Annotated in this window: 22 protein-coding genes, 1 tRNA gene and 1 riboswitch; of the genes, 20 read left to right on the forward strand and 3 right to left on the reverse strand. The window is 60.1% G+C overall.

What is annotated here, in order from left to right; genetic code table 11:
* Nucleotides 1-4: 4 nt before the first annotated feature.
* The 7 genes from fmt (at nucleotide 5) to hisF (ending at nucleotide 6618) form a co-directional block, all read left to right on the forward strand.
* A complete protein-coding gene (gene fmt, locus J2S67_RS03040) occupies nucleotides 5-955 on the forward strand; it encodes a methionyl-tRNA formyltransferase (protein WP_310246177.1) in 951 nt (316 codons plus the stop codon).
* Nucleotides 952-2595, forward strand: a complete 1644-nt coding sequence (locus tag J2S67_RS03045) for an RsmB/NOP family class I SAM-dependent RNA methyltransferase (RefSeq protein WP_310246180.1) — start codon at nucleotides 952-954, stop codon at nucleotides 2593-2595. Before fmt ends, J2S67_RS03045 begins: the two co-directional genes overlap by 4 nt.
* The gene (rpe, locus tag J2S67_RS03050) at nucleotides 2592-3266 is read left to right on the forward strand and encodes a ribulose-phosphate 3-epimerase (RefSeq protein WP_070490888.1); all 675 of its coding nucleotides are present in this window, start codon (nucleotides 2592-2594) and stop codon (nucleotides 3264-3266) included. The genes J2S67_RS03045 and rpe overlap by 4 nt, the downstream gene beginning before the upstream one ends.
* Nucleotides 3267-3404: 138 nt before the next feature.
* Nucleotides 3405-3552, forward strand: a riboswitch (FMN riboswitch).
* A gap of 223 nt (nucleotides 3553-3775) precedes the next feature.
* The gene (gene pnuC / locus J2S67_RS03055; RefSeq protein WP_141742466.1) at nucleotides 3776-4489 is read left to right on the forward strand and encodes a nicotinamide riboside transporter PnuC; all 714 of its coding nucleotides are present in this window, start codon (nucleotides 3776-3778) and stop codon (nucleotides 4487-4489) included.
* Between the two features lie 173 nt (nucleotides 4490-4662).
* A complete protein-coding gene (locus J2S67_RS03060) occupies nucleotides 4663-4926 on the forward strand; it encodes a phosphoribosyl-ATP diphosphatase (protein WP_310246186.1) in 264 nt (87 codons plus the stop codon).
* 62 nt (nucleotides 4927-4988) lie between these two features.
* Nucleotides 4989-5834, forward strand: coding sequence for an ATP phosphoribosyltransferase (hisG, locus tag J2S67_RS03065; protein WP_310248698.1), 846 nt, complete (start codon nucleotides 4989-4991; stop codon nucleotides 5832-5834).
* A 13-nt stretch (nucleotides 5835-5847) separates the two neighbouring features.
* A complete protein-coding gene (gene hisF, locus J2S67_RS03070; RefSeq protein WP_035757618.1) occupies nucleotides 5848-6618 on the forward strand; it encodes an imidazole glycerol phosphate synthase subunit HisF in 771 nt (256 codons plus the stop codon).
* A gap of 38 nt (nucleotides 6619-6656) precedes the next feature.
* Here hisF and J2S67_RS03075 read toward each other — a convergent pair whose 3' ends face one another.
* Nucleotides 6657-7349 (reverse strand): TIGR03085 family metal-binding protein, encoded by a 693-nt coding sequence (locus J2S67_RS03075; RefSeq protein ID WP_310246189.1) that lies wholly within the window; start codon nucleotides 7347-7349, stop codon nucleotides 6657-6659.
* Nucleotides 7350-7394: 45 nt separating this feature from the next.
* Between J2S67_RS03075 and hisI the strand changes: the two genes are divergently transcribed.
* The 10 genes from hisI (at nucleotide 7395) to J2S67_RS03125 (ending at nucleotide 18837) form a co-directional block, all read left to right on the forward strand.
* Nucleotides 7395-7868: a phosphoribosyl-AMP cyclohydrolase gene (gene hisI, locus J2S67_RS03080; RefSeq protein ID WP_377649944.1), complete on the forward strand. Its 474-nt coding sequence runs from the start codon at nucleotides 7395-7397 to the stop codon at nucleotides 7866-7868.
* Nucleotides 7868-9511: an anthranilate synthase component I gene (gene trpE, locus J2S67_RS03085; protein ID WP_310246192.1), complete on the forward strand. Its 1644-nt coding sequence runs from the start codon at nucleotides 7868-7870 to the stop codon at nucleotides 9509-9511. The genes hisI and trpE overlap by 1 nt, the downstream gene beginning before the upstream one ends.
* Entirely contained in the window at nucleotides 9504-10244 is a 741-nt protein-coding gene (locus J2S67_RS03090; protein ID WP_310246195.1) for a Trp biosynthesis-associated membrane protein, read from the forward strand. The genes trpE and J2S67_RS03090 overlap by 8 nt, the downstream gene beginning before the upstream one ends.
* A gap of 264 nt (nucleotides 10245-10508) precedes the next feature.
* Nucleotides 10509-10763, forward strand: coding sequence for an HGxxPAAW family protein (locus J2S67_RS03095; RefSeq protein ID WP_035757622.1), 255 nt, complete (start codon nucleotides 10509-10511; stop codon nucleotides 10761-10763).
* Between the two features lie 133 nt (nucleotides 10764-10896).
* Nucleotides 10897-11718, forward strand: coding sequence for an indole-3-glycerol phosphate synthase TrpC (gene trpC / locus J2S67_RS03100; RefSeq protein ID WP_310246199.1), 822 nt, complete (start codon nucleotides 10897-10899; stop codon nucleotides 11716-11718).
* Between the two features lie 157 nt (nucleotides 11719-11875).
* Nucleotides 11876-13165, forward strand: coding sequence for a tryptophan synthase subunit beta (gene trpB, locus J2S67_RS03105; protein WP_070490972.1), 1290 nt, complete (start codon nucleotides 11876-11878; stop codon nucleotides 13163-13165).
* Nucleotides 13162-13959 (forward strand): tryptophan synthase subunit alpha, encoded by a 798-nt coding sequence (gene trpA, locus J2S67_RS03110; RefSeq protein WP_035757632.1) that lies wholly within the window; start codon nucleotides 13162-13164, stop codon nucleotides 13957-13959. Before trpB ends, trpA begins: the two co-directional genes overlap by 4 nt.
* Nucleotides 13960-13962: 3 nt before the next feature.
* Nucleotides 13963-15846 carry a prolipoprotein diacylglyceryl transferase gene (gene lgt / locus J2S67_RS03115; RefSeq protein ID WP_310246202.1) on the forward strand — a complete coding sequence of 628 codons (1884 nt, stop codon included), beginning with the start codon at nucleotides 13963-13965 and terminating at the stop codon, nucleotides 15844-15846.
* Nucleotides 15847-16048: 202 nt separating this feature from the next.
* Complete coding sequence (pyk, locus tag J2S67_RS03120) at nucleotides 16049-17602, forward strand: pyruvate kinase (RefSeq protein ID WP_070490970.1); 1554 nt, start codon at nucleotides 16049-16051, stop codon at nucleotides 17600-17602.
* Nucleotides 17603-17610: 8 nt separating this feature from the next.
* Nucleotides 17611-18837, forward strand: coding sequence for an enoyl-CoA hydratase/isomerase family protein (locus J2S67_RS03125; RefSeq protein ID WP_310246205.1), 1227 nt, complete (start codon nucleotides 17611-17613; stop codon nucleotides 18835-18837).
* A gap of 75 nt (nucleotides 18838-18912) precedes the next feature.
* Here J2S67_RS03125 and J2S67_RS03130 read toward each other — a convergent pair.
* Nucleotides 18913-18994: transfer RNA gene (locus J2S67_RS03130), tRNA-Leu, on the reverse strand.
* A gap of 285 nt (nucleotides 18995-19279) precedes the next feature.
* Between J2S67_RS03130 and J2S67_RS03135 the strand changes: the two genes are divergently transcribed.
* Both J2S67_RS03135 and J2S67_RS03140 read left to right on the forward strand, forming a co-directional pair.
* On the forward strand, nucleotides 19280-20782 hold the full coding sequence (locus J2S67_RS03135) for an inorganic phosphate transporter (protein ID WP_083285206.1): 1503 nt from the start codon (nucleotides 19280-19282) through the stop codon (nucleotides 20780-20782).
* A gap of 12 nt (nucleotides 20783-20794) precedes the next feature.
* Nucleotides 20795-21043, forward strand: coding sequence for a hypothetical protein (locus J2S67_RS03140; protein ID WP_035757634.1), 249 nt, complete (start codon nucleotides 20795-20797; stop codon nucleotides 21041-21043).
* A 188-nt stretch (nucleotides 21044-21231) separates the two neighbouring features.
* Here J2S67_RS03140 and J2S67_RS03145 read toward each other — a convergent pair whose 3' ends face one another.
* Nucleotides 21232-21753 carry a hotdog fold thioesterase gene (locus J2S67_RS03145; RefSeq protein ID WP_310246209.1) on the reverse strand — a complete coding sequence of 174 codons (522 nt, stop codon included), beginning with the start codon at nucleotides 21751-21753 and terminating at the stop codon, nucleotides 21232-21234.
* Between J2S67_RS03145 and polA the strand changes: the two genes are divergently transcribed.
* On the forward strand, nucleotides 21752-24538 hold the full coding sequence (polA, locus tag J2S67_RS03150; protein ID WP_310246212.1) for a DNA polymerase I: 2787 nt from the start codon (nucleotides 21752-21754) through the stop codon (nucleotides 24536-24538). The genes J2S67_RS03145 and polA overlap by 2 nt on opposite strands.
* Nucleotides 24539-24633: the final 95 nt, after the last annotated feature.

The raw sequence follows: 24633 nt of genomic DNA on the forward strand, positions 1-24633 counted from the left end.
GCACATGGCACGAATCCTCTACGCCGGAACCCCTGATGTTGCTGTCGCACCGCTAGCGCAGCTCATCAACGACGGCCACGAGATCGCAGCAGTATTGACACGAACTGACGCGCCCATCGGCCGTAAACGGGTCATGACACCGTCTCCGGTAGCGGCCTACGCCGAAGATCACGGGCTGCCCGTCATCAAAGCGGACAAGATCACGGACGAAGTCCATGATGCGATCGCCGCACTAGAGATCGATGTCGCCGCGGTTGTCGCGTACGGCGCGATGATCCCACGACGCACACTCGACCTCCCAGAATTCGGGTGGGTCAACCTTCACTTCTCGCTCCTGCCAGATCTACGCGGGGCCGCTCCCGTTCAGCACGCGCTCATCCGGTGCCACGACATCACAGGCGCCACAGCTTTTGTGCTCGATGAAGGTATGGACACCGGGCCGGTGCTCGGGGTCATGACGGAAGCCGTGCAGCCAAACGACACCGCGGGCGACCTCCTCGAACGCCTCTCCACAGAAGGCGCGGTGCTGTTGAGCCAAGCGATCACCGGCTACGTTTCCGGGGCGGTGGTTCCACAACCGCAAAAGGGAGAGGCGACGCTCGCGCCGAAACTCGAACGCAACGACGGCCGCGTCGACTGGGCAACCTCCGCGGAAGCGGTGCGCGGACGCATCGCTGGCACCACGCCAGAACCCGGCGCCTTCACGCACTTCAATGGGGCCAGCATCAAACTCGAGCGGGTGCGTGTCACAACCCCTGATGAGCTCGATGCCCACGAGAAAAACCTTGCCCCTGGCCAGCTGAGCTTCCGCAGCCGGAAGCCGGCCCGCGTCGTCGTCGGCACCGGGTCTTCACCGGTTGAGCTGATGCGTGTGCAGCCTGCGGGTAAAAAGATGATGGCTGCCGCTGACTGGGCTCGCGGAGCCCTCGGCAACGGGGAAGGACACTTCGAATGAGTCGAGATTCACGCTCGAATGACCGCGCCCCACGCTCCGGCCGAGGGGACGGGAACGATCGCCCACGCCGGGGACATCAGCAGAATCAGGGTAATAGGCAAGGGCACGGTAATAGGCAGGGTAGCGCTAACGGCTCCCGCCGCAACGCTAAAGGCCGTGAACGCAACCGCGGCGGCCGACAGCCCCGCCAGTTCAGCGCCGCAGCTCCATCGCAGCGCAACCGCAGCGCTGACCCCGCACGCAAAGTAGCGTTCGACGTTCTGCAGGCCGTCGCCGTTGACAACGCGTATGCCAACCTAGCGCTACCGCACCACATTCGCCGTGCCCGCCTCGATCAGCGCGATGCCGGTTTCGCAACCGAGCTCACCTATGGTTCGTTACGCGAACTGGCAAGCCTGGATGCGGTGCTCTCTGAATGCTCCGACCGCCCACTCAAAAACATTGACCCACCGGTCTTGGATGTTCTGCGGATCGGTACCTACCAGCTTCTGCATATGCGTGTTCCGCAGCATGCCGCGGTCGATGAAACCGTGGCGCTCGCCCGCGACTGCGTAGGCGCTGGCGCGGGAGGCTTCGTTAACGCGGTTCTGCGCCGGGTCACCGAACGTTCGCGTGAAGAATGGGCTGAAACGCTCGAAGCGGCCATCACCGACCCGATGGCGCGCCTCGCCCTGCGGTACTCCCACCCCGAATGGGTGGTTCGTGCGCTACGGTCCTCGCTCGTTGTGCACGGGCGTTCAGCCGATGAGCTCGAGGCTTTGCTCGAAGCCGATAACGTGGCGCCGGAGGTGCACCTGGCCGCGCTTCCGGGGATCGCAACCGAGCAAGAACTCAAGCGTCTCAAAGCCACCCCATCAACCTGGGTTCCCGAAGCATACTCAGTCAACTCTGGTGGCGATCCGTTGCGCTGGCCAGGTGTTGCCGAAGGCCATATTCGCGTGCAGGACCACGGCTCGCAGCTCGCCGCCCGCGTCCTCGCAGAAGCCGATGTTGCAGGCGCCGATGCCGGCCGTTGGCTTGATATGTCCGCAGGCCCGGGCGGTAAAGCCGCGCTGCTGGCCGCGATTGCCGCTCAACGCGGCGCGCATCTGACCGCGAATGAGGTTCAGGAGCACCGCTCTAACCTTGTGAAGCAAGCGTTGCGGGCAGTTGAAGAGAAAGCCTGGACCTCGGTGACCGGCGACGGCCGGGACATCGGTAAGGCACAGCCGAACCACTACGACCGCATCCTGCTGGATGCCCCATGCTCGGGGCTCGGCGCGCTCCGCCGCCGCCCGGAGAGCCGCTGGCGCAAACAGCCATCCGACATCCCAGCGCTCACCCGCCTACAAGGGGAGCTTCTGAACTCGGCACTCGACGCGTTGCGCCCAGGCGGGGTGCTCGCCTACGTGACGTGTTCACCGCACCCGGCTGAAACGCTCGCGATCCTCGAAGACGCGTTCCACCGTCGCAAAGACATCGAACTGCTCGACACCGGAGCAGTCCTCGACTCCGTAACGCTCACCGGCGAAGGTGACGCGACCCGCCCAGCCGACCCCGTCGTCGGAACCAGCACCGGTTCCACAGCCCAACTTTTCCCGCACTCCCACGGAACCGACGCCATGTTCATGGCACTCATCACGAAGAAGGAACAAGCATGAGCCGCCACACGTGCGCAATCCACCCCTCGATCCTCTCCGCTGACTTCCTCCGGCTAGGGGAGGAGCTACAAGCGATCAAAACCGCAGATGCCGTGCACGTTGATGTCATGGATCAGCATTTTGTGCCGAACCTGACGTTCGGCCCGCCAGTGGTCAAGAGGATTCAGGACGAGTCCCCGTTACCGCTCGATATTCACCTCATGATCGAAGACCCCGACCGTTGGGCCCCTGAATACGCGGACATGGGAGCATACTCGGTGACCTTCCACGCAGAAGCCGCGACCGCCCCGATCCGTTTGGCTCGCGAGCTGCGCGCACGCGGTTCGAAAGCCTCGATGGCTCTGCGTCCAGCAACGGGCCTGGACTCCTACATGGACATGCTCCCTGAACTCGACATGCTGTTGCTCATGACGGTCGAGCCGGGCTTTGGCGGGCAGGCTTTCCTCGACGTTGTTGTCCCGAAGATCCGCGCGGCACGTCAAGCGATTGACGGCTCTGGAGCGCAAGTCGCGCTACAGGTCGATGGCGGCGTGACAACCGAGACGATCCGCATCGCCGCTGAAGCCGGTGCGGACACGTTCGTTGCAGGCTCCAGCGTCTATGGTGCCGAAGACGTAGCGGAAGCGATTCAGAACTTGCGCGACGAAGCCCACGCTGCCATCGGAGGTTGAACTGAACTGCACTGACAACGGCAACCGTTGATGGGGCGGGCAATAGAAACTGACCTCAAGCGGGGGCAGTGAGCAAGTCGGCTCAACATTGTGTCACCGTCGCGCGGGGCCCGTATGGACATGGGTTACAGTTATGTTCACGTGCTCCGGGGTCGGTGAAAGTCCGAACCGGCGGTGATAGTCCGCGACCCGTTGCCTCAGCTTGAGTAAATGCTCTTGAAGGGGGACGGCTGAACTGGTGAAAATCCAGTACCGACAGTAAAAGTCTGGATGGGAGAAGCACGGTTTACGCTGAGACAGTGTTCTTCACGTAGCCGCTGGCTGGTATCACGCAGCCACTGATTGCGGGGAAGTTCAGCCACGTCACCGCGTGCCGAGCAGCCGAATGGACGAGTCCATACGACGAGTCCAAGACGCCGCCGCATCGCAAGTGAACGAAAGCGCTGGGCGAAGAAGCCACTCACGTATTCCTCAACCCGGGGCCGCCGTAGAGCGAGAAAGGGTTAGGAATGGATTTTCTGCGGTGGCTTGTCGAAACCTTCAACGGGACTATTGACCTGCCTGGAGGGCAGGTTTTGGTGGTCCGTGAGGTTGTTGGCAATGTTTTTGGTTTAGCTTCGGCTCTTGGCGGTATGCGCCGTAAAGTGTGGGCCTGGCCTATCGGTATTGCCGGTAACTTGTTGTTGCTCACAGTGTTCTTGGGTTCTTTGGTTGACCCGAACGCGACTATGCCTCACCTGTTGGGTCAGGCGGGCCGTCAGATCATGTTCATCGTGGTGTCCATCTACGGGTGGATCCGTTGGAACGAAAGCCGCAAGCAGCGTAGCGGTGATGATTCTCAAGCGATCACCCCACGATGGGGTGGCTGGGGCGTTCGAATCGGGATGGTGTTGGTCATGGTCATCGGCACGATCGCTCTGACCCCACTATTTGCCGCGTTGGGTTCGTATGATCCGGTGTGGGCTGATGCATGGACGTTCATTGGTTCATTGGTGGCTACTTACGGTATGGCGAAGGGTTGGACTGAGTTCTGGCTCGCGTGGGTTGCCGTGGATATCGTGGGTGTCCCGCTGTTGTTCTCGGCAGGATACTTCGCTTCCGCGTTCATGTACTTGTTCTACGGGGTGTTCACGTTGATCGGGTTCTTCGTGTGGGCGCGTGCCCAGAAGAACGAGAAACCATCGATTGCCCGGATGGAGACACTTGACCCAACCGTGGATTGAGTTGTTCCCACCAATTGAGTCTCAGTGCAGGAACTGAGTCTCAGCCTAGGTTGGGTGTGAATGTTCGCTGGCGTCGGGCCGAGGGTAACCTCGGGCCGGCGCCGGTTGCTTTGTGTGGTCTTTGTGTCGTCACGTTCTGCTGATGCTGGGTGGGTTTGATTAGGCTGAGTGGTGTGAAAAGCTTCGAGGAACTCTTTGCTGAACTGCAAACCAAAGCTGTCGAGCGCCCTGAGGGGTCCGGCACTGTCCAAGAGCTGGATGCGGGTATCCATCCGATCGGTAAGAAGATCGTTGAGGAGGCCGCTGAGGTGTGGATGGCCGCTGAATATGAGTCGGATGATGAGGCTGCTGAGGAGATTTCGCAGCTTCTGTATCACGTGCAGGTGATGATGATCGCTAAGGGGTTGTCTCTGCAGGACGTGTATAAGCATCTGTGAGTTGTATGGCGTAGGCGTTGTTGTGGCGTGAGTTTGTGAAGGGTTGAGTTGTTGTGTCGACTTTGCGTGTAGCTGTTCCGAATAAGGGTTCGTTGTCTTCCGCTGTGACGGAGATGTTGTCTGAGGCGGGGTATCGGCAGCGTCGTGATTCGCGCGAGCTGGCGTTGACGGACCCTGAGAACGATGTTGAGTTCTTTTATCTGCGGCCGCGGGATATCGCGGTGTATGTGGGCCGTGGTGTTTTGGATTTGGGGATCACGGGCCGGGATTTGATGATGGACGCGGATGTTGATGATGCGGTTGAGGAGCTGATGCCGTTGGGTATTGGCGCCTCGACGTTCCGTATCGCTGGCCCGCGCGGTGTGTTCTCTGATTTTTCTCAGTTGAACGGTAAGCGGATCGCTACGAGTTACCGGGTTTTGGTGGATCATTATCTTCAAGAGCACGGTATTGACGCGGAGACGGTGCGTCTGGATGGCGCGATTGAGACCTCGATCCGTTTGGGTGTCGCTGACGCGGTGGCCGATGTGGTGGAGACCGGCTCGACGATGCGTGCTGCCGGTTTGGAGCCGTTCGGTCCTGAGTTGATGAAGTCTGAGGCTGTTTTGATTGGCCGGAAGAATCATCACCCGAAGGCTGAAAGCACGCTCGTGCGTCGTTTGCGTGGTGTGATTGTGGCTCGCCAGTACGCGATGCTGGATTATGACATCCCGAAGACGTTGGTTGATGAGGCGATGCGTTTGACCCCTGGCTTGGAGTCCCCAACGATTTCCCCGTTGGCTGACCCTGATTGGGTTGCGGTGCGGGCCATGGTTAACGAGAACCAGGTCAACCGTGTCATGGATGAGCTCTATGACGTGGGGGCGCGCGCGATTTTGGTGACCCCGATTAACGCTTGCCGTTTATAGGAAGGGGCAGGTTGTGTCTGTTGCTGTTCGTGTGATTCCGTGCCTCGATGTGGACGCTGGCCGTGTGGTTAAAGGCGTGAACTTTGAGGGTTTGCGCGATGCGGGGGATCCGGTTGAGCTTGCTGAGCGTTATGGCCGTGTGGGTGCCGATGAATTGACGTTCTTGGATGTCACGGCATCTTCGGATGAGCGTGACACGGTGTATGACATTGTTAGCCGTACCGCTGCTGAGGTTTTCATCCCGTTGACGGTCGGTGGCGGTATCCGTTCGGTCACGGATGTCTCTAAGCTGCTGAACGCGGGCGCGGATAAGGTTTCTGTGGCTACTGCCGCGGTGGAGAACCCGGATCTGATCAACCAGATCAGTGAGGCTTTTGGTTCCCAGGTTTTGACGTTGTCTCTGGATGCTAAGCGTAGCGATAACCCGGATCTAGCTTCCGGTTATGAGGTCATGGTGCGTGGCGGCCGGGTGGGTACTGGTCAGGACGCGCTGGAGTGGGCGGCTGAGGCTCAGAAACGCGGCGTGGGTGAGGTTTTGTTAAACTCGATCGACGCTGATGGGACGCAAGAGGGTTTCGATACGCAGATGCTGCGCGATGTCCGGCGCGTTATTTCGGTTCCGTTGATCGCATCAGGTGGGGCTGGTAAGCCCGAGCATTTCCCACCGGCGGTGGAGGCAGGGGCCGATGCGGTGCTTGCGGCATCGCTGTTTCATTTTGGGCCTGATCACATGATGGCTGAAGTGAAGGCCGCGATGCGGGCGGCAGGCATCACGGTCCGTTAAGAACCGCGTCCGTTGAGTGCCGCGTCTGTTATGCTCCGCTAGGTGCAGCGTTCAGCGTTCTTCGCTGTTGAGGCCTCGAGTGCCTTCTTGGCCTCGGGACTTCCTTCGTAGAGCACCAGCGCGTGTTCGGTTCGGCCGAATGCGTGCATGATGAGTTCGCTCACGGACCCGTAGATCGCGACCGAGTCGGTGCCTTTCTTGGCGTGGTAGCGGGTCCCGTCAGGGCGGACGAGGATGATCCCGACCGGTGAGTTCCGGTAGAGCAGTTTGGCACCGTTCTTGAACCGCTGCCATAGCCGTTCTGTATATGCCGCATCCAGGGATCGTGGTACCCAGCGTTCGCGGGCGCGGCGGATGTCTTCGAGGTGCACAAAGTATTCGAGCAGGTTCGCTGCGGCGTCCACACGTTTGAGGTTGAATGGGGAGAACTTCTGTGGCCCTTGCGCGAATTGTTTGATGAGGCGCGCATACCCGCCGGGGTGTTGGCCTTGGGAAGCGAGGATCTCGAGTTTGCGTTCCATGCCTTGCCGTAAACCAGGGGCACCTGTGATGCCGGCGGCCCAAACGGAGTGTTCACGAAGCACCAGGTGTGCCGCTAAATGCCGTGTTTCCCAGCCATCGCACAGCGTGGGGGCGTGCGGACCTGCGGCGAGGAGCGCATCGGCGAGCGCTTGACGGGACACAGAGACAAAGCGAGGCACGCTCACAAACGTAGCACGTTCAGCTGACACGTCACGCTATGACACTGTAAGGAGTGCGCAACGTAGCATGGGAGCGTGTCTGGTTCTTCTGAAACTCCCGCTGAAATCCGTGCCGATCGCGACCAAGCAGTTGACTCGTCGCCTTCGGTGTTCGATGTTTCTGCGCTGAAATTTAACGCCGATGGGCTGATCCCTGCTGTTGTGCAGGACGTTGATTCGTTGCAGGTTTTGATGCTCGGCTGGATGGATGCCGAGGCCATCAGGCGTAGCGCTACCACCGGGCGGGCAACCTATTGGTCTCGTTCCCGGCAAGAGTACTGGCGTAAAGGTGACACATCTGGTCACATTCAAGAAGTTGTCGCGATGAACTATGACTGTGACGCGGACACGATACTGCTCACTGTGGCCCAGACGGGGGCCGCATGCCATACCGGTAGCCGCTCGTGTTTTGATGACCGCTCCATCCCGGTAGCCACGCCGTCGCGGCAAGCAAACACGGCCGCCGCCGAAACGAGCCGAGCATACGAGACTGAAGCAGGGGAGAAGTAATGAGCGCTCCGAGGATCAACCCGAACATCACCCGCGAGGAATTCGTCGCAGCGGCAGCCTCACCTGATGGCCCACGAGTCATCCCGGTGACAGCACGGATGCTCGCCGACGGCCTCACGCCCTTAGGCGTGTATCGCCGCCTTGCAGATGAACGCCCCGGCACGTTCCTGCTCGAATCCGCGACCGCCGGGCAGTGGGCCCGCTACTCCTTCATCGGTGCGGCAAGTGCCGCGATGCTCACCGAACACGACGGCCAAGCCGTCTGGGAAGGAAACCCACCCGTGGGTATCCCGTCTGAAGGCAACGTCATGGAGGTTCTGCGGGAATCCCTACAGTTCCTCAACCGCGGCCAGCAAAACCTCGCCCGCCCATCGTTCCCCTTCGTCTCCGGGCTCATGGGCTACATCGGCTGGGACGCAGTCCGCTACTGGGAAACCCTCGGTCAAGGCCCAGCAGATGACATGCATGTGCCGATGCTCGCGCTGCAACTGGTCACCGACATGGCCGTCTATGACCACCTCGACGGATCACTCACCCTGGTCGCCAACGCCTACAACAAAAACGGCCTCAACACCGGAGCCGAAGGCGCATACGAGGACGCGGTAGCACGCCTACAGAACATGGCGCACCAACTCGGTGAACCCTCCACCGGCGAAGCGCCAGTCCCCATGCCATCAGCCGACGTATCACGCGAAGAAATGTTCGCAACCGTCAAAGAAACCTGGGCAGAACCAGAATTCATGCACGCGATCGAGACCATCAAAGACGCGATCGTGGACGGCGAAGTGTTCCAAGCAGTCGTAGGGCGCCGCTTCGAACTACCAACCCAAGCGAACGCGCTCGACGTCTACCGCATCCTGCGCGCCACCAACCCCAGCCCCTACATGTATGTCGCGACCTACCACAACGCAGATGCCCAACCATTCTCCGTCGTCGGCTCCTCACCAGAAGCGCTCGTGACCGTGAAATCCGGAAACGTCGTGACCCACCCCATCGCAGGCTCCCGCCCCCGCGGAACAACACCAGCCGAAGACGAAAAACTAGCCAAAGAACTACTAGCAGACCCCAAAGAACGCTCCGAACACCTCATGCTCGTAGACCTCTCCCGCAACGACCTCTCCAAAGTCTGCACCCCAGGCACCGTGGACGTCACCCAATTCATGGAGATAGTCCACTACAGCCACATCATGCACATGGAATCCACCGTCACAGGCCAAGCCGAACCCCACACCAACGCCTACGACGTCCTCCGCGCCGTATTCCCCGCCGGAACCCTCTCCGGGGCACCCAAACCACGCGCACTACAACTACTCGACGAACTAGAACCGGTAGGGCGCGGCATCTACGGGGGAGTAGTCGGCTACTTCGACTCCGCCGGAGACATGGACATGGCCATCGCCATCCGCACCGCAGTCCTCAAAGACCGCACCGCCTACGTATCCGCCGGCGCCGGAATCGTCGCCGACTCCCAACCCGAATCAGAAGCCCTCGAAACCGTCAACAAATCCTTCGCACCGCTACGCGCCGTATGGCTCGCCGACCAACTCAGCGCAACCGAAGACCACGGTGCCGAAGACCACAATGCTGAAGACCACGACGCCGACCAGGCCGAGGAACCAACACCCGGAGACGCCGATGCCTGACACCGAAACCCCACAGAACGGCGAAACCACACTGGGCGGCGAAACCACACCACGCCGCCACCGCTTCGGCCAACGCAAACACATCGTCCTGGCAGGCCTCACCCTCTCCATCGCCGCGCTCATCCTCATAACCCAAACCTGGATCACCATCGGCGCTCCAGACACCGGGGTAGCAGTAGAAAGCCTCAACGTCGCCGGCGGAACCGCAACACCAGCAGCACCCGCGCTCGCCGTGGTGATGCTCGCGGCCACGATCGCGCTCACCATCGCAGGGCCTGTGACGCGCTGGATCATCACCGTAGTCCAAGCCCTCGCCGGTGCTGGCGTTGCAGGGGTGAGTATCTGGGCGGCACTCTCGCCTGAGGATGCGGCATCGGCCAAGGTCGGAGAAACATTCGGCCTCGGGGTGGTCAGCAGTGTTTATGAGGTCACGGTCTTTCCGATCATCACAGCGGTTGCGGGCATTCTCATGGTGCTGGTTGCGGTATGGGGCGTTTTTGTGTCGGCACCCGCCGCATCGACATCAAGCAAATATGATCGCGCGAGCTCCAAGACCGGCAGCGCAACCTCAAAGCCGGGCAACCGGCCAGCAGGTCAAAGCGCCGGAGATGATGGAACCCAAGACGATACAGCCGAGGCCATGGATGAGATCGACCAATGGGACGCCCTGACCCAGGGCGAGGATCCGACTGATCCTGACGGCCCACGCTCCGGGCGCGCACGCTTCTACTAGGACACCGCCTGTTAGGTAGCCCGCGGTCTCTTCATCTGAGACGCCCTTCAACCGGTGCGCAGACGCGATCGAAATGACTCGCCGCACGTAGCGATTGAGCGGTCAACGCCTAGAAGTGGCAGAATAGCAATGAGCGTGTGTTCATGCTGACGCTTCACTCGCGCACACCTGGACACATATCCACCCGTGACCTCACGGTCGCGGATGCCCCACAGAGGGCAGAGCATCACTGACCTGAGGTTTCAACTCGAAGGAGATAGGGATATGCCTCTCGATCGCCAGACCATTGCTCATGACCCAATCCATGAGCAGCACCTGGGCCACGGCAACACGGTTGCTTCGTGGGCAATGTTCACCATCATGTTTGTTGGCTTCCTGCTGTCCTGCGTCGCCTTCACCATCCCTAACTGGGTTCTTTTCTGGGCCGGCGGCGTGATCTTCGTTGTCGGTATCATCGCCGGCGTCGTTCTGAAAGCCGCCGGTTTCGGCGTGGGTGGCTCCCGCACCAAGCACGACTAACGTTGTGAGCGCTCAGCCCCGCGAAACATTCGCGGGGCTTCGTTCTATACGGGGTTATACACGGTTCTATACAGGGCATACATAAGGTCCGGTACCGTCCGAACGTAGCGGACAGAAGGGATAGGCAAGGCACATGGCTGAGGCCACTGTTTTGGATCAGATCATTGAAGGTGTTAAGGAAGATCTGGCCGAACGCAAGCAACTCGTGCCGCTTGAAGAGATCAAGCGCCGCGCCGCTGAAGCCCCACCAGCCCGCGATGCGCTGGCCGCCCTCACCCCGAACACGGATTCCGCCTTCGCTGTGATTTCTGAGGTTAAGCGCCGTTCGCCTTCGAAGGGTGCGCTCGCGGACATCCCTGAACCTGCTGACCTCGCCGCCGAATATGAGGCTGGCGGCGCCGCAGCGATCTCGGTTCTGACAGAGCAGCGCCGCTTTGGCGGTTCACTCGCGGATTTCGATGCCGTCCGCGCGCGCGTCAACATCCCGCTTCTGCGCAAAGACTTCACGGTAGACGAATACCAAATCTATGAGGCCCGTGCCCACGGTGCGGATCTGGTTCTGCTCATCGTTGCGGCTTTGAGCGATCAAGAGCTCAGCGACTTCCTTGCGCTCACACACCAGCTGGGCATGAACGCGCTCGTTGAAACACACACCCCGGAAGAGATCGAACGAGCCACAAAGGTTGGCGCGAAGATCGTGGGAGTCAACGTACGTAACCTCAAAACCCTCGAGGTCGACACCGGCCACTATGCTGAACTGGCCAAGCACCTACCTGAGACGGTCGTGACGGTCGCCGAATCAGGTGTCGAGGACATCGAACAGGTCAAGACCTACGCCCACGCTGGCGCCGACGCCGTGCTTGTAGGAGAAGCACTCGTCAAGCACGCCCAACCGCGTCAAACCGTCGCCGAGTTCACTGAGGCAGGCCACACCATCCGGTCCTCAGCCCGCTAGTCACCGGCATCTCCGCTAGCCACCATCATCATCTAGGAACGCAATGACCCACACACCAGACTCCGGCGAACAGAACCCTGCCGATCAGAACCCCGGCGAACAGAGCACCGAAGCGTGCGACACTGATGGGCGCGGTTCTGAAGGCAATAACACCGCGATGGCAGATACTTTCATGTCCGGATCGCTACGTAACGCACCCGGCCCATACTTCGGTGACTACGGTGGCCGGTGGATGCCAGAGTCTTTGGTTCGCGCCCTCGATGAGCTTGCAGAGACGTTCAACGCGGCAAAGCAAGACCCAGAGTTTGTGGCTGAGTTCCAGGACCTGCTAGCCAACTATGCCAACCGCCCGTCACTTCTAACCGAGGCGCCACAGTTCGCTGAGCACGCAGGTGGGGTGCGTGTCTTCCTTAAACGGGAAGACCTCAACCACACCGGCTCCCACAAGATCAACAACGTTCTCGGCCAGGCGCTACTTGCCAAGCGGATGGGGAAGAACCGCCTCATCGCTGAAACCGGTGCGGGCCAACACGGTGTAGCTACGGCGACAGCGGCAGCCCTGTTCGGGATGGAATGCGTCGTCTACATGGGCGAGGAAGACACCGAGCGTCAAGCCCTCAACGTGGCCCGCATGAAACTGCTCGGCGCCACCGTTATACCGGTCGCTGTTGGCTCCCGCACGCTCAAAGACGCGATCAACGAAGCATTGCGTGACTGGGTCGCGAACGTCGAACACACCCACTACCTGCTCGGAACCGCGGCCGGCCCATACCCATTCCCGAGCATGGTGCGCTTCTTCCACGAATGCATCGGTAACGAGACCCGCGAACAGATCATCGAACAAGCAGGGCGTCTCCCGGATGCGATCTGCGCGTGCGTGGGCGGCGGATCTAACGCGATCGGAAGCTTCCACGCTTTCCTCGACGATAAAGACGTCGAACTGCACGGCCTGGAAGCCGGAGGCGACGGCATCGACACGCCACGCCACGCGGCAACCATCACCCTCGGCAGGGCAGGCGTCCTACACGGGGCGAAGACCTACCTCATGCAGGATGAAGACGGCCAAACCATCGAATCCCACTCGGTCTCAGCTGGCCTGGACTATCCAGCGGTAGGCCCAGAACACGCCTACCTCGCCGACATCCACCGAGTCCAGTACACCGCCATCACTGACAGCGAGGCGATGGAAGCGTTCCGCCTGCTGTCGCAAACAGAAGGCATCCTCCCAGCGATCGAATCCAGCCACGCTCTGGCCGGCGCGATCAAAGTGGGCCAGCGCATGGCTGAAGAAGCGAAAGCTAACGGCCAAGACCCAACCGAGCACATCGTCGTCGTGACGTTGTCAGGCCGCGGCGATAAAGACGTGGCAACCGCAGCCCGCTGGTTCGGTCTGCTGGAGGAAAAAGACGAGCAGAACAACGGGGAAGAGGAAGGCAAGCAAGCGTGAGCCAGAGCGCACCACGAATCACATCCGCTGACGCGATCGCGCGGGCACACAAGGAAGGCCGCCCAGCGCTCATCGCCTACCTGCCAGCAGGCTACCCGGACGTGCAATCCACCATCGACGCAGCGATCGCGGCAGCTAAGAACGGTGCCGACATCATCGAGATCGGTTTGCCATACTCGGATCCCGTAATGGACGGGCCAGTCATCCAGGCCGCGACAACACAGTCCCTGGCGAACGGGTTCAAGGTACCGCAGGTTTTCGACATTATCCAGAAAGTCACCGCGGAGGCCGATGCTGCGGTGCTGATCATGACCTACTGGAACCTCGTGTTGCGGATGGGTGTCGATGAGTTCGCCCGCCGCCTGGCAGAAGCCGGCGGAGCGGGCCTGATCACCCCTGACCTGCTCCCGGAAGAGGCAGGCGACTGGATGGAAGCGTCTGAGAAATATGGCCTTGACCGAGTCTTTCTGACTGCGCCATCGAACACTCCGGAACGTGTCAAACAGACCGTGGATTCCTCCCGCGGGTTCGTCTACTGCGTATCCATCATGGGTGTGACAGGTGCCCGCGATAGCGTCTCTGATGCAGCGCAGGGTGTTGTGGAAGCGGTCCGTGCGGCAGGTGACCTCCCCGCGTGCGTTGGGCTCGGGGTGTCGCAGCGTTCTCACGTTGAAGAGATCGGCGAATATGCAGACGGGGTGATCGTCGGTACCGCGCTCGTGCGTGAGCTCGGTGAAAACGGTCCCGAAGGCGTAGGCCGGTTGACCGCGGAACTAGCAGGACGAGGCAGGTAGCCCATGATCACACAGACGATCACCACGGCAGTTTCAACCGCTATCCCGGCGTCACTCCCATCGCCGCCGCAAGAGTTCTCGTCGTTTTCGCTAGGGCCGTTGACCATCCACATGTATGCGATCTGCATCTTGTTGGGGATCATCGCCGCCCTGATCCTCACGCAGCGGCGTTGGGAAGCACGCGGCGGAAACCCCGAGCTCGTGTGGGATGTAGCGATCTGGGCGGTTCCGCTCGGCATCATCGGTGGTCGTCTGTACCACGTGTTCTCTTCCCCTGACCAGTATTTTGGGCCGAATTATGACGGCACCGGGGACCCCATCAAGATCCTGTATATCGCCAACGGTGGCCTCGGGATTTGGGGTGCGGTAGCCCTCGGTGCGGTTGGTGTGTGGATCGCTACGCGCCGCGCCGGTGTCAGGTTCTCTACCTTCGCTGACGCTGTCGCGCCAGGGGTTCTGCTGGCTCAAGCAATTGGCCGCTGGGGTAACTACTTCAACCAGGAGCTGTTCGGTAGCCCGACTGACCTGCCGTGGGGTCTCAAGATTGATGCTGACTCACCGACCTTCCCGGCTGGTATGCCAGCGGACACGCTGTTTCACCCGACGTTCCTGTATGAATCCATCTGGAACATCGTCGGTGTTGCGATCCTCTTGCTGCTTGACCGTTTGTTCCGTATGCGCCGCGGTGCGCTCTTGTGGCTCTACATTGTGATCTATACGGCAGGCCGCACATGGATCGAAGCATTGCGGATCGACGAAGCTCAGATGATCACGATCGCCGGTGTCACGCAGAGGCTCAACGTGTGGGTATCGATCCTCGTGTTCCTGGGCGCGCTCGTCGCGTTCGTCATCGCCTACCAGCGAGGCAAGAACGCACCTGAGCTCGATGTGGCTCTGCCAGGCCGCGAACCAAGCGCAGCGGCGGCCGCTGGTGCCGATAAGCCTGCTGAGGAAGAACGCGACGCCGCGGACAAGTCTGCTGAGACGGATAGACCTGCCGAGGCTGAGAAGCCTGGCGACGCGGAGGAGAAAGCTGCCGAGGTTGAGAAGCTAGAGGAGGCCGAGAAGCCTGCTGAGACCGAAGAAACCGCGGATGAAGAGAAATCCGCTCAGGTCGCTCAGGTCGCCGATGAGGAGAAGTCCTCTGAAGCCGATAAGCCCGAGCGCACGGAGACGACCGAGACCGCAGATGGTACGGACGATCGTGACGATACAGACGATGGCGACGATGCCGACAGTGCCGAGGCGTCAGAAGTAGCGTCTGAACCTGAGCAGACTGAAGCATCAGATAAGGCTGAGGCCCTGGAAACGGCGACCGATACGGAACAGGCCGGTACAGCCGAAGCTGCGGACACCGCGGAAGAAACTGACGTCGTGGAAGAAGAGCCTGAACCTGTAGAACCTGAAGCGGAAGAGCCTGAACCGGAAGAGCCAGCCGAGACGGTCGAGCCGGCCGAGACAGCCGAGACGGAAACCGTAGCTGAACCGGACAAACCGGCGGAGACCGCCGAGTCTGCCGAGACGGAACCTGCTGAGACCGAACCGGACGAGACCGAGCCTGCTGACGCGGAGCTCGCCAGCGAAACTGCGGATACCGCGGATACAGCCGAATCGGATGCTGACACTGCACCTGTTGTTGAAGCAAAGACAGCAGACACTGCTGAGTCCGCGGCTGACAAGGCAGGCACTGTTGAAGCCGGCGCCGCGGACACCGGCGCTGAGGACCCCGAGACCAACGGAGCCTCCGATACCGACACAGCCGACTCCGACACCGGTACGGCTGGTACTGACGCCGACAACGCCAGTACCGACACGGAAGCGGATACTGACACAACAGCTGATGACACCGGTGACGATAGCGTCGGCGATAAGAAAGACGAGAACTGAATCAAAAGGCCAACTGCAGCCCCGTGCCCGCCCCTTGAGCGGGCGCGGGGCTGTAGGCTTATAAACAGGCGAAACCTCAGCGCATGCGGGATGAGACGAACGCATGAGTGAACATGTCTGGGGCGCCGCGAAATACATCACGATGGGGCGTTGAAAAATGATTGTTGACAAGAGTGCAGCCAGCAAGAAGAACAAGCGCCAGGTGCGGAGAGCCAAGATTGTCGTGACGTTCGGTCCGGCGCTCAACACTAAGAAGATGGCTCGCAAGGCGCTCAAGGCCGGTATGAACGTGGCCCGCCTGAACATGAGCCACGGGGATCATGCGACCCACCAGAATAATCTCGATAATCTGCGTGAGGTATCCCGAGAGCTCAATAAGCCGCTCGGTGTGTTCGCTGACCTGCAGGGCCCTAAAATCCGCCTTGCACGTTTCGCGGATGGCCCGCATGAGCTTGCCGAAGGCGATACTTTCACGATCACTACCCGCGATGTCCCCGGTTCGAAGGCCGAGTGTGGCACGACGTTCGCTGGGCTTATCGAGAACGTCGATGTCGGTGACATTTTGTTAGTCAATGACGGCAAGGTGCGTCTGCGGGCGGTCGAAGTCACGGCTACCGATGTTGTGACCGAGGTTGAGGTCGGCGGTGAGGTTTCTGATAACAAGGGCATCAACCTCCCCGGGGTTGCTGTGAATGTACCGGCGCTTTCGCAGAAGGACGAAGAGGACCTGCGGTGGGCTCTGCGTGCCGGTGTGGACATGATCGCTTTGTCTTTTGTGCGTAACGCTTCCGATATCGATCCTGTGCACCGGATTATGCAGGAGGAAGGCCGGAAGGTTCCGGTCATCGCCAAGCTGGAGAAGCCGCAGGCTGTCGATAACATCGAGGAAATCATCGACGCGTTCGATGCGATCATGGTGGCTCGCGGCGATCTCGGGGTGGAGTTGCCGCTTGAGGATGTTCCTGTGGTTCAGAAGCACGCGGTCGAGCTGGCTCGCCGTTGGGCTAAGCCTGTGATTGTGGCAACGCAGGTTTTGGAGTCGATGATGGATTCGCCTACACCTACGCGCGCTGAAGCCTCTGACTGTGCGAACGCGGTTTTGGATGGTGCCGATGCGGTGATGCTTTCGGGGGAAACCTCGGTTGGTAAGTATCCGATCGAAACGATCGAGACCATGGCGCGGATCATCAAGTCGACCGAGGCTCACGGTTTGCAACGGATCCCGCCTCTCGCGGCGCGCCCCCGGACGCGTGGTGGCGCGGTGACAAGGGCGGCGGTTGAGGTTGCTGAAGAGGTCAATGCGTCTTATCTTGTGGCGTTCACGCAGACCGGTGACTCGGCGCGCCGTTTGGCGCGTATGCGTTCGGAGATCCCTGCTCTGGGATTCACTTCGAGTGAGCAGACGTTCCGCTACATGAATTTGTTCTGGGGTATCACCCCGGTTTTGGCGGGGTTTGTGGATCATTCGGACAAGATGTCTCAGCAGGCCGAGGAGCACTTGCTGGGTAGCAACCTCGCTGAAGAGGATGAGCTCGCGGTGATCGTATCGGGTTCCCCTCCAGGTAAGGCTGGATCCACGAACTCGTTGCGTGTGCATCGTCTGGGCGACATCACGCATAGCGGTAAGGATGGCGAGCGGAACGAGGAACGCCATGAGGAGATCAAGCCGTGGCGTACGCGTGAGCAGGCCGCCGAGGACCTGGTTGTGCGGATGAATGAAGGCCAAGACGCACGTCTACCGGCCATTGACTTCTGATGGCTGCTATGGCTGTAGATGCTATAGATACCGGATCAGAGCTCGTACTCGCTGAACGTGCGGGGGCCTTGGGTGTTGTGACACTCAACCGCCCGGCCGCGGTGAATGCGTTGAACCTTGAGATGGTTCAGGGTATGCATCAGGCGCTGGATGTTTTTGCGGCAGACGATGCGGTGCGTGCCGTGCTGGTTCGTGGCGCGGGTGAGCGGGGTTTGTGCGCGGGCGGTGACGTGCGCGTGATCTATCGAGGCACCATCGAAGAGCCGGCGGTTGCGATGGAGTTTTTCGCGGCGGAGTATCGCTTGGATCACGCGATCGCGTGTTTCCCGAAACCCTATATTCCGTTCATGGATGGCCTGGTTTTGGGTGGGGGAGTCGGGATCTCGGTTCCTGGTTCGCACCGGATTGTGTGCGAATCGACCCGGTTGGGGATGCCGGAGACCGGTATCGGTTTCAGCCCGGATGTGGGTGGCGCGTATTTCTTGGCGCGTTCTCCTGGGGCGGTGGGCCGCTTCTTGTCTTTGACTGGGCTGCAGGTCTGCGGTGCCGATGCGGTGTATGCGGGGCTTGCTGATGCGTTTGTTCCGGCTTCGCAGCAAGGTGCCTTGCGTGCGGAGCTTGAGCAGGTCACATGCGCCGGTGACGTGGACGATGCGGTGGAGCGCTACTCGCTTTCCGTCCCGGACACGGACGGCCGGCAGCGCAGCGCAGGTGAAGGCACAGTAAGGGACACCGCAGAGGGCGCCGGTGCGGGACGTTTGGAGGCGGCCCGCGGCTGGATCGACGAGGCTTTCTCGCACGAAACTGTCGAGGACATCCTTGAGGCCTTGCAGGCGCGTGTTGAAGGCGCTGGTGAAGCTGCTGGGCAAGGCACGCTTGAGCGGGAAGCGTTGGATGCGATGCGCCGGAACAGCCCAACGGGTATGAAGACGGCACTGGAAGCGATCGAGCGTGCGCGCCAGCTGAGCCTGGCGGATACGTATCGGCAAGACTATCGGTTGTGCGGGAACGCAGTCTTGGGCAACCGCCGCGGCGGCGCGCATGCTACTGAGGTAGAAACGCGCGAGCTAGTACGGCCTGGCCACGATATGCGTGAAGGGATCCGCGCTCAGATTATCGATAAGGACCGCAACCCACGGTGGAAGCCAGCAACGCTGGAGGGTGTTACCGCCGAGCTCGTCGAGAGTTTCTTCGCCGAGGTACCAGGCTTCCCGGACCTTGAATTCCCTGAATAGAAGCTAAAACGCGTAGAAGCTAAAACGAAAACCAAACGCGGGGCGCAACCTTTGTTGCGCCCCACGTTGTATGTGTGCCCGAGGCGGGACTCGAACCCGCACGATTTTCATCGCTGCATTTTGAGTGCAGTGCGTCTACCAATTCCGCCACTCGGGCTGGTGTCTATGTGAGTATCAGGTCGAGTTCCTGTTCGAGGGGATCACTGACTCGTTTACTCGTGGTTTTCTCACCAGCGGGTTCTACTGTATACGCACTCGTGTGGAAAATGCACATCCAACCCGCACCGCTACGCGGGCGTGACTATTCACACAGTGCTTATTCCGCCTCGGGGTCACGCTTTCGGGCTTAAAGGTCTAGCATTGTCACGGGAGTGAAATGAACTCTAGGTAAACAGATGTTCATGCCCGGTTTATGTGAGTGTTTTGAAGAGGAAGGCCCCGCATGGATCCGTTCTTACTCGTTGTCATTGTCATCGCTTTGGCGTTGTTCTTTGACTTCACGAACGGCTTTCACGACACCGCTAACGCGATGGCCACCCCGGTTGCGACGGGGGCGATCAAGCCGAAAGCTGCTGTGACGTTGGCCGCCATCTTGAACCTTGTTGGCGCATTCCTGTCCACCGAGGTCGCGATGACGGTTTCTAAGGGGATCATCAACGAATCTTCCTCGGACGGTGGGATCCTCATCACTCCATCGGTGATTTTGGCCGGCCTGATGGGCGCGATCGTCTGGAACCTCTTGACGTGGCTACTCGGCTTGCCGTCGTCTAGCTCTCACGCATTGTTCGGTGGTCTCATCGGTGCCGCCATCGTGGGTGCGGGCCTCTCAGCGGTGAATTACGGAACGCTTTTTGAGAAGGTCCTGATCCCTGCGGTCGCTGCCCCACTCATCGCAGGTGTTTCAGCGTTCTTCGCCACGCGCTTGGCGTACCGCATCACGCGTCGGAACAGTAAACACATCTCCCCGAATCGCGGCGGTTTCAAGATCGGTCAGATCTTCTCTTCCTCCCTTGTCGCGTTGGCTCACGGCACGAATGACGCTCAGAAGACGATGGGTATTATCACTCTGGTTCTGGTGTCCGCCAACATGCAGGAAGCCGGCACAGGCCCTCACCTGTGGGTTATCGCTAGCTGTGCTTTCGCGATCGCGCTAGGCACCTATACGGGCGGCTGGCGCATCATGCGCACGCTGGGAACGGGCCTGACTGAGGTCAAGCCGCCGCAGGGTTTCGCTGCCGAGGTTTCCACGGGTGCCGCGATCCTGGCGTCATCACACTTAGGTTTCGCGTTATCGACCACGCAGGTCGCGTCCGGTTCCGTGGTGGGTTCCGGTTTGGGCCGTAAAGGGGCCGGCGTCCGCTGGCGTACCGCTGGCAAGATCGCGACCGGTTGGCTTTTCACACTGCCTGCCGCTGCCATCATCGGTGGTCTGGCTGCGGCGTTGACTCACCTGGGTTCGGTAGGTGTGTGGATCGTTCTGATCACGGGCCTGGCCGCAATGCTCACGATTTTCTTGATTTCTCTACGTAACTCGGTCACTCACGAGAACGCTATGCGTGGCGTCGAGGTTTCCTCCGCCGCGGTTCACATTCCAACCAAGAAGGAACGCCGTAGCGCTGCCCGTGCATTGCGCCGTGAGGCTCGCGAGGCGCACGAGCACGCTAAGGCCGCCGCCGCGAAGGCTAAGTCTGAGGCGCGGAAGGCTCGCCGTGCAGCTCGTGCCGCAACGCATGCCCACCGGGTTGCACGGAAGGCGGCGGCAGCCGAGTTGCGTGAGGTGCGTCGTGCGCAAGACCGTGAGGAATCAGCGCGGCTTAGCTTCATCGCGGCAGTCGATAGCCAAGCCGCAGCGGAAGAGTCCGATGTGGCGGCCCGTGAAGCCGAACGCGCCGCTAAGGAAGCCAGTAAGGGCCACGATGTTGCTGAAGCGAAGCAAGGTAAGTAGCGGAGAAGATCAATGACTGTTGAATTTATGCCGTTTCTGATGGTGTTCGTCGCGACTGTGTTCTCAACGCTGTTCGTGGTGCTGATGTTCTCGACCGGGGTGCGGTTGCAGTCCCTGCATGACGCGGCAACGGAGGAAGGCCTCAGCAAAGCGAAACGTCTCAAGGCCGGCTATTTCGCGTGCTACGCGGTATCCGGGCTGATCGTTCTGCTCGGTATCGCGTTGATCGTCCCGCCGATCCATAAGGCGCTGGGGTTCTGAAACGTTAGGCTTCTGAAGCGCTGGGTTTCTGAAACGTTAGGCTTCTAGCCGCGCGCAAGCGTTGAGGGCGGGTCACCGTGCAAGGTGGCCCGCCCTCAACGCGTCTACACCCGACATGTCCACAACGAGCGCAGCTACGCATCTACACAGCCACGTAGCGTGCCGGCGTGTGGTTTGAGTGCCACCGTTTAGCGCAGGTCGATGAGCTGGTTGGTGATGCGTGCGGTCGCGACAAGTTTGTTGTTCTCGTCATAGATTTTGATGTCGTGGCTCGTGGTGGTTCGGCCGAGGTGGGCTGGTGTGCACACTCCGCGCACCCGCCCGGAAACACCGCCGCGGTGGTGGGTGATGTTGAGGTCCACGCCTACGGGGGATTTCCCCTGGAGCCCTGAGTCGACGATGTGCAAGGCTGCGGCGAAGGAGCCAAGGGTTTCAGCGAGTGCCGCGCTGGCTCCGCCGTGGAGGATTCCGGCTACCTGGGTGTTGCTTTCAACCGGCATGGTTGCGGTGAGTTCTTCGACCGTGAAGGTGTCGAAGATGATCCCGAGCTTGGTGACCAGTGCTCCGGGGCCATGGTGGCGTAGGTATTCCCACGCCGCGTGCGGGATGTTCGCTTCAGTGAGTTCGGTAGCGAACGGATGGTTCTCGTGGGCAGCTTGGGTGGTGTTGTTGGTGCCGCCCGTTTCGGGTTTTGAGCTTTTGTCAGTCATGGGCATTAGGCTTTCATGTGTGAGTGCCAACGCCAAGTCTTCTTCGTCTAAATCTTCGTCTTCGTCCGAATCCAAGCCGCGTTTGCTCGTTATCGATGGGCATTCGATGGCGTTCCGCGCGTTTTTCGCTTTACCTGCAGAGAACTTCTCGACTGCTACGGGCCAATACACGAACGCGGTTCACGGTTTCGTTTCGATGCTGCTGAAAATGATTGAGCAGCGGGAACCGACCCATGTTGCGGTCGCTTTTGACCTTTCTGGGCCTACTATCCGTTCGCAACAGTATGAGGAATATAAGGGCGGCCGCGCCGAGACTCCGCCGGAGTTCGCGGGCCAGATCGAGTTGATCGATCAGGTCATGGCCGCTATGAACATCCCTACGTTGACGTATGAGGGCTATGAGGCTGATGACATTCTGGCGACGTTGTCGACCCGCGGCGCTGCGGATGGTTTCGATGTCCTGGTTGTCTCTGGTGATAGGGACACGTTCCAGTTGATCAACGATGACGTGCTGGTTTTGTATCCGATGCGCGGCATTTCGGATATCCCGCCGATGGACGCTGCCGCGGTGCAGGACCGTTACGGGGTTCTTCCGCAGAACTACCCGGATATGGCTGCGCTGGTGGGGGAGAAGGCCGATAATCTTCCGGGTGTTCCGAGGGTGGGCAATAAGACTGCGGCTAAGTGGATCAATCAGTATGGCTCGGTTGAGAAGATCCTTGAGCATGCTGATGAGATCAAGGGCAAGGTTGGACAGAGCCTGCGTGACCACGTGGATGATGTACGCCGTAACCGTGAGCTGAACGCATTGGTTCGGGATTTGGATGTGGATCTCACGTGGGATGACATGCGTGTGCGTGAACCGGAGTGGGATCGCATTGAGGACTTGTTTGATTCGCTTGAGTTCAATACGTTGCGCCGCCGTTTGAACGACGTGATGGGTGGTTTGAGCGAGGAAGAGTCCCCGGCTGTTGAGTTGCCGACTGTTGTTTCATTCGCTGACGCTGAGAAGATTCGTTCGTGGTTTGAATCTGTTGCTGGCGCGGGCGCTGATGGTGCGCCTGTTGCCGCGGTGCGCGTTGAGCTGTCGGCTGAGCACGCGGTGGGTGAGGCATCGGATGTTCTGAGCCTTTCGGTTGCGGTGCTTCCTGAAGAGTCGGCGCAGGCTGAGGTGTTGCAAGTTGATCTTGCCCAGTTGGATGAGCAGGCCACCGATGCGGTGGCGGCCTGGCTTGCGGATGCTGAGCGGCCGAAGGTTGTGTATGACCTCAAGCCGATGCTGAAGGCACTGTGGGCGCGTGGCTTGCAGTTGTCGGGTGTGATCGATGATGTAGCGCTCTCGGCGTATCTGGTTCAGCCGGACCGCCGTGGTTATGCGCTTGAGGATCTCTCCCAGCAGCACCTGAAGCGCACGCTGGGTGAAGCCGCGGCACAGAACGCCGGCCAGCTTGACTTAGGCCTGGATGAGGACGGAGCGGCCGTGGATGGCCGCGAGGCGGAGCGTGCAGATGTCACGTTGCGTCTGCATTCGGTGTTGCAGCCCATGCTTGTTGATCGTGAAGCTCAAGACCTGTTGACGCAGGTCGAGGTTCCTTTGGCGAGCGTTCTGGCGCGCATGGAGGCCACGGGTGTGGCTGTGGATCTGGGCTCGCTCGATGATTTGATCGATAGCTTCACCCAGAACATGAACCGCGCCCAACAACAGGCTTTCGACGCGATTGGGCACGAGGTGAATCTCAGTAGCCCTAAGCAGTTGCAGACGGTTCTGTTTGAGGAACTTGAGCTTCCTAAGACCAAGAAGATCAAGACTGGTTACACGACGGATGCGGCCTCGTTGCAGGATTTGTTGGTCAAGACGGGGCATCCGTTCCTTGAAGCGCTGATGGCTCACCGGGACGTGGCTAAGCTACGCCAGACTGTTGAAGGCTTGAAGAAGACGGTTGCCGCTGATGGGCGGATCCATACGACGTTCTCTCAGACAGCTGCGGCTACCGGCCGGCTGTCTTCCTTGAACCCGAACCTGCAGAATATTCCGGTGCGTACCGAAGAGGGCCGCCGTATTCGCGACATCTTCACGTGCGGTGACAGCGCGGAGCTGCTCACGGCGGATTATTCGCAGATTGAGATGCGCATCATGGCGCATTTATCTGGGGATGAGGCGTTGATCCAGGCGTTCAAGGATGGCGAGGATCTGCACCGTTTTGTTGGCTCACATGTTTTCGATGTAGCGCCCGAGGACGTTTCCCCTGAAATGCGTTCGAAGGTCAAGGCGATGAGCTACGGCTTGGCGTACGGGTTGAGCCAGTTCGGTCTATCCCAGCAGTTGGGTATTTCGGTTGATGAGGCCCGCACGCTGCGGAACGACTATTTCAAGCGTTTCGGTGCGGTACGTGATTATCTCGATGAGGTTGTCGCTCAAGCGCGTGTGGACGGCTACACCTCGACCCTGTTGGGGCGGCGCCGCTACCTGCCTGAGTTGCATAGCGATAACCGTCAGTTGCGGGAGATGGCTAAACGGGCCGCGTTGAACGCGCCGATCCAGGGCACAGCGGCGGATATCATCAAGCTTGCGATGCTTCGCATCCCTGCCGCGTTCAAGGACGCGGGCCTGGAATCGAAGATGCTGTTGCAGGTCCATGACGAACTGATTTTTGAGGTCGTGGACGGTGAGCAGGAGAAGGTGCGTTCGCTCGTAGTCGAGATCATGTCCAGCGCGATGGAATTGTCTGTTCCTTTGGATGTGAACATCGGTAGCGGGCGCACATGGCACGCCGCAGCACACTAGCGGCCGCCTGGCAAAGATTGAGTCTTTCACGGAAGATAGTGATCCACAGATGTTGGTCTGGAGTTGGAAATGAGTAGTGGAGCGGTGAATCAAGA

The organism is Pseudoglutamicibacter albus (assembly GCF_031458175.1).
GTDB lineage: Bacteria > Actinomycetota > Actinomycetes > Actinomycetales > Micrococcaceae > Pseudoglutamicibacter > Pseudoglutamicibacter albus.

Excerpts from the sequence above, each read along its gene's own strand:
- J2S67_RS03125 (WP_310246205.1), top strand. The coding sequence starts at position 17,611 with ATGGCTGTAGATGCTATAGATACCGGATCAGAGCTCGTACTCGCTGAA.
- trpB (WP_070490972.1), top strand. The coding sequence starts at position 11,876 with ATGGCAGATACTTTCATGTCCGGATCGCTACGTAACGCACCCGGCCCA.
- J2S67_RS03140 (WP_035757634.1), top strand. The coding sequence starts at position 20,795 with ATGACTGTTGAATTTATGCCGTTTCTGATGGTGTTCGTCGCGACTGTG.
- trpC (WP_310246199.1), top strand. The coding sequence starts at position 10,897 with ATGGCTGAGGCCACTGTTTTGGATCAGATCATTGAAGGTGTTAAGGAA.
- lgt (WP_310246202.1), top strand. The coding sequence starts at position 13,963 with ATGATCACACAGACGATCACCACGGCAGTTTCAACCGCTATCCCGGCG.
- rpe (WP_070490888.1), top strand. The coding sequence starts at position 2,592 with ATGAGCCGCCACACGTGCGCAATCCACCCCTCGATCCTCTCCGCTGAC.
- J2S67_RS03095 (WP_035757622.1), top strand. The coding sequence starts at position 10,509 with ATGCCTCTCGATCGCCAGACCATTGCTCATGACCCAATCCATGAGCAG.
- J2S67_RS03045 (WP_310246180.1), top strand. The coding sequence starts at position 952 with ATGAGTCGAGATTCACGCTCGAATGACCGCGCCCCACGCTCCGGCCGA.
- J2S67_RS03090 (WP_310246195.1), top strand. The coding sequence starts at position 9,504 with ATGCCTGACACCGAAACCCCACAGAACGGCGAAACCACACTGGGCGGC.
- fmt (WP_310246177.1), top strand. The coding sequence starts at position 5 with ATGGCACGAATCCTCTACGCCGGAACCCCTGATGTTGCTGTCGCACCG.
- J2S67_RS03135 (WP_083285206.1), top strand. The coding sequence starts at position 19,280 with ATGGATCCGTTCTTACTCGTTGTCATTGTCATCGCTTTGGCGTTGTTC.
- trpE (WP_310246192.1), top strand. The coding sequence starts at position 7,868 with ATGAGCGCTCCGAGGATCAACCCGAACATCACCCGCGAGGAATTCGTC.
- pnuC (WP_141742466.1), top strand. The coding sequence starts at position 3,776 with ATGGATTTTCTGCGGTGGCTTGTCGAAACCTTCAACGGGACTATTGAC.
- polA (WP_310246212.1), top strand. The coding sequence starts at position 21,752 with ATGGGCATTAGGCTTTCATGTGTGAGTGCCAACGCCAAGTCTTCTTCG.
- J2S67_RS03145 (WP_310246209.1), bottom strand. The coding sequence starts at position 21,753 with ATGACTGACAAAAGCTCAAAACCCGAAACGGGCGGCACCAACAACACC.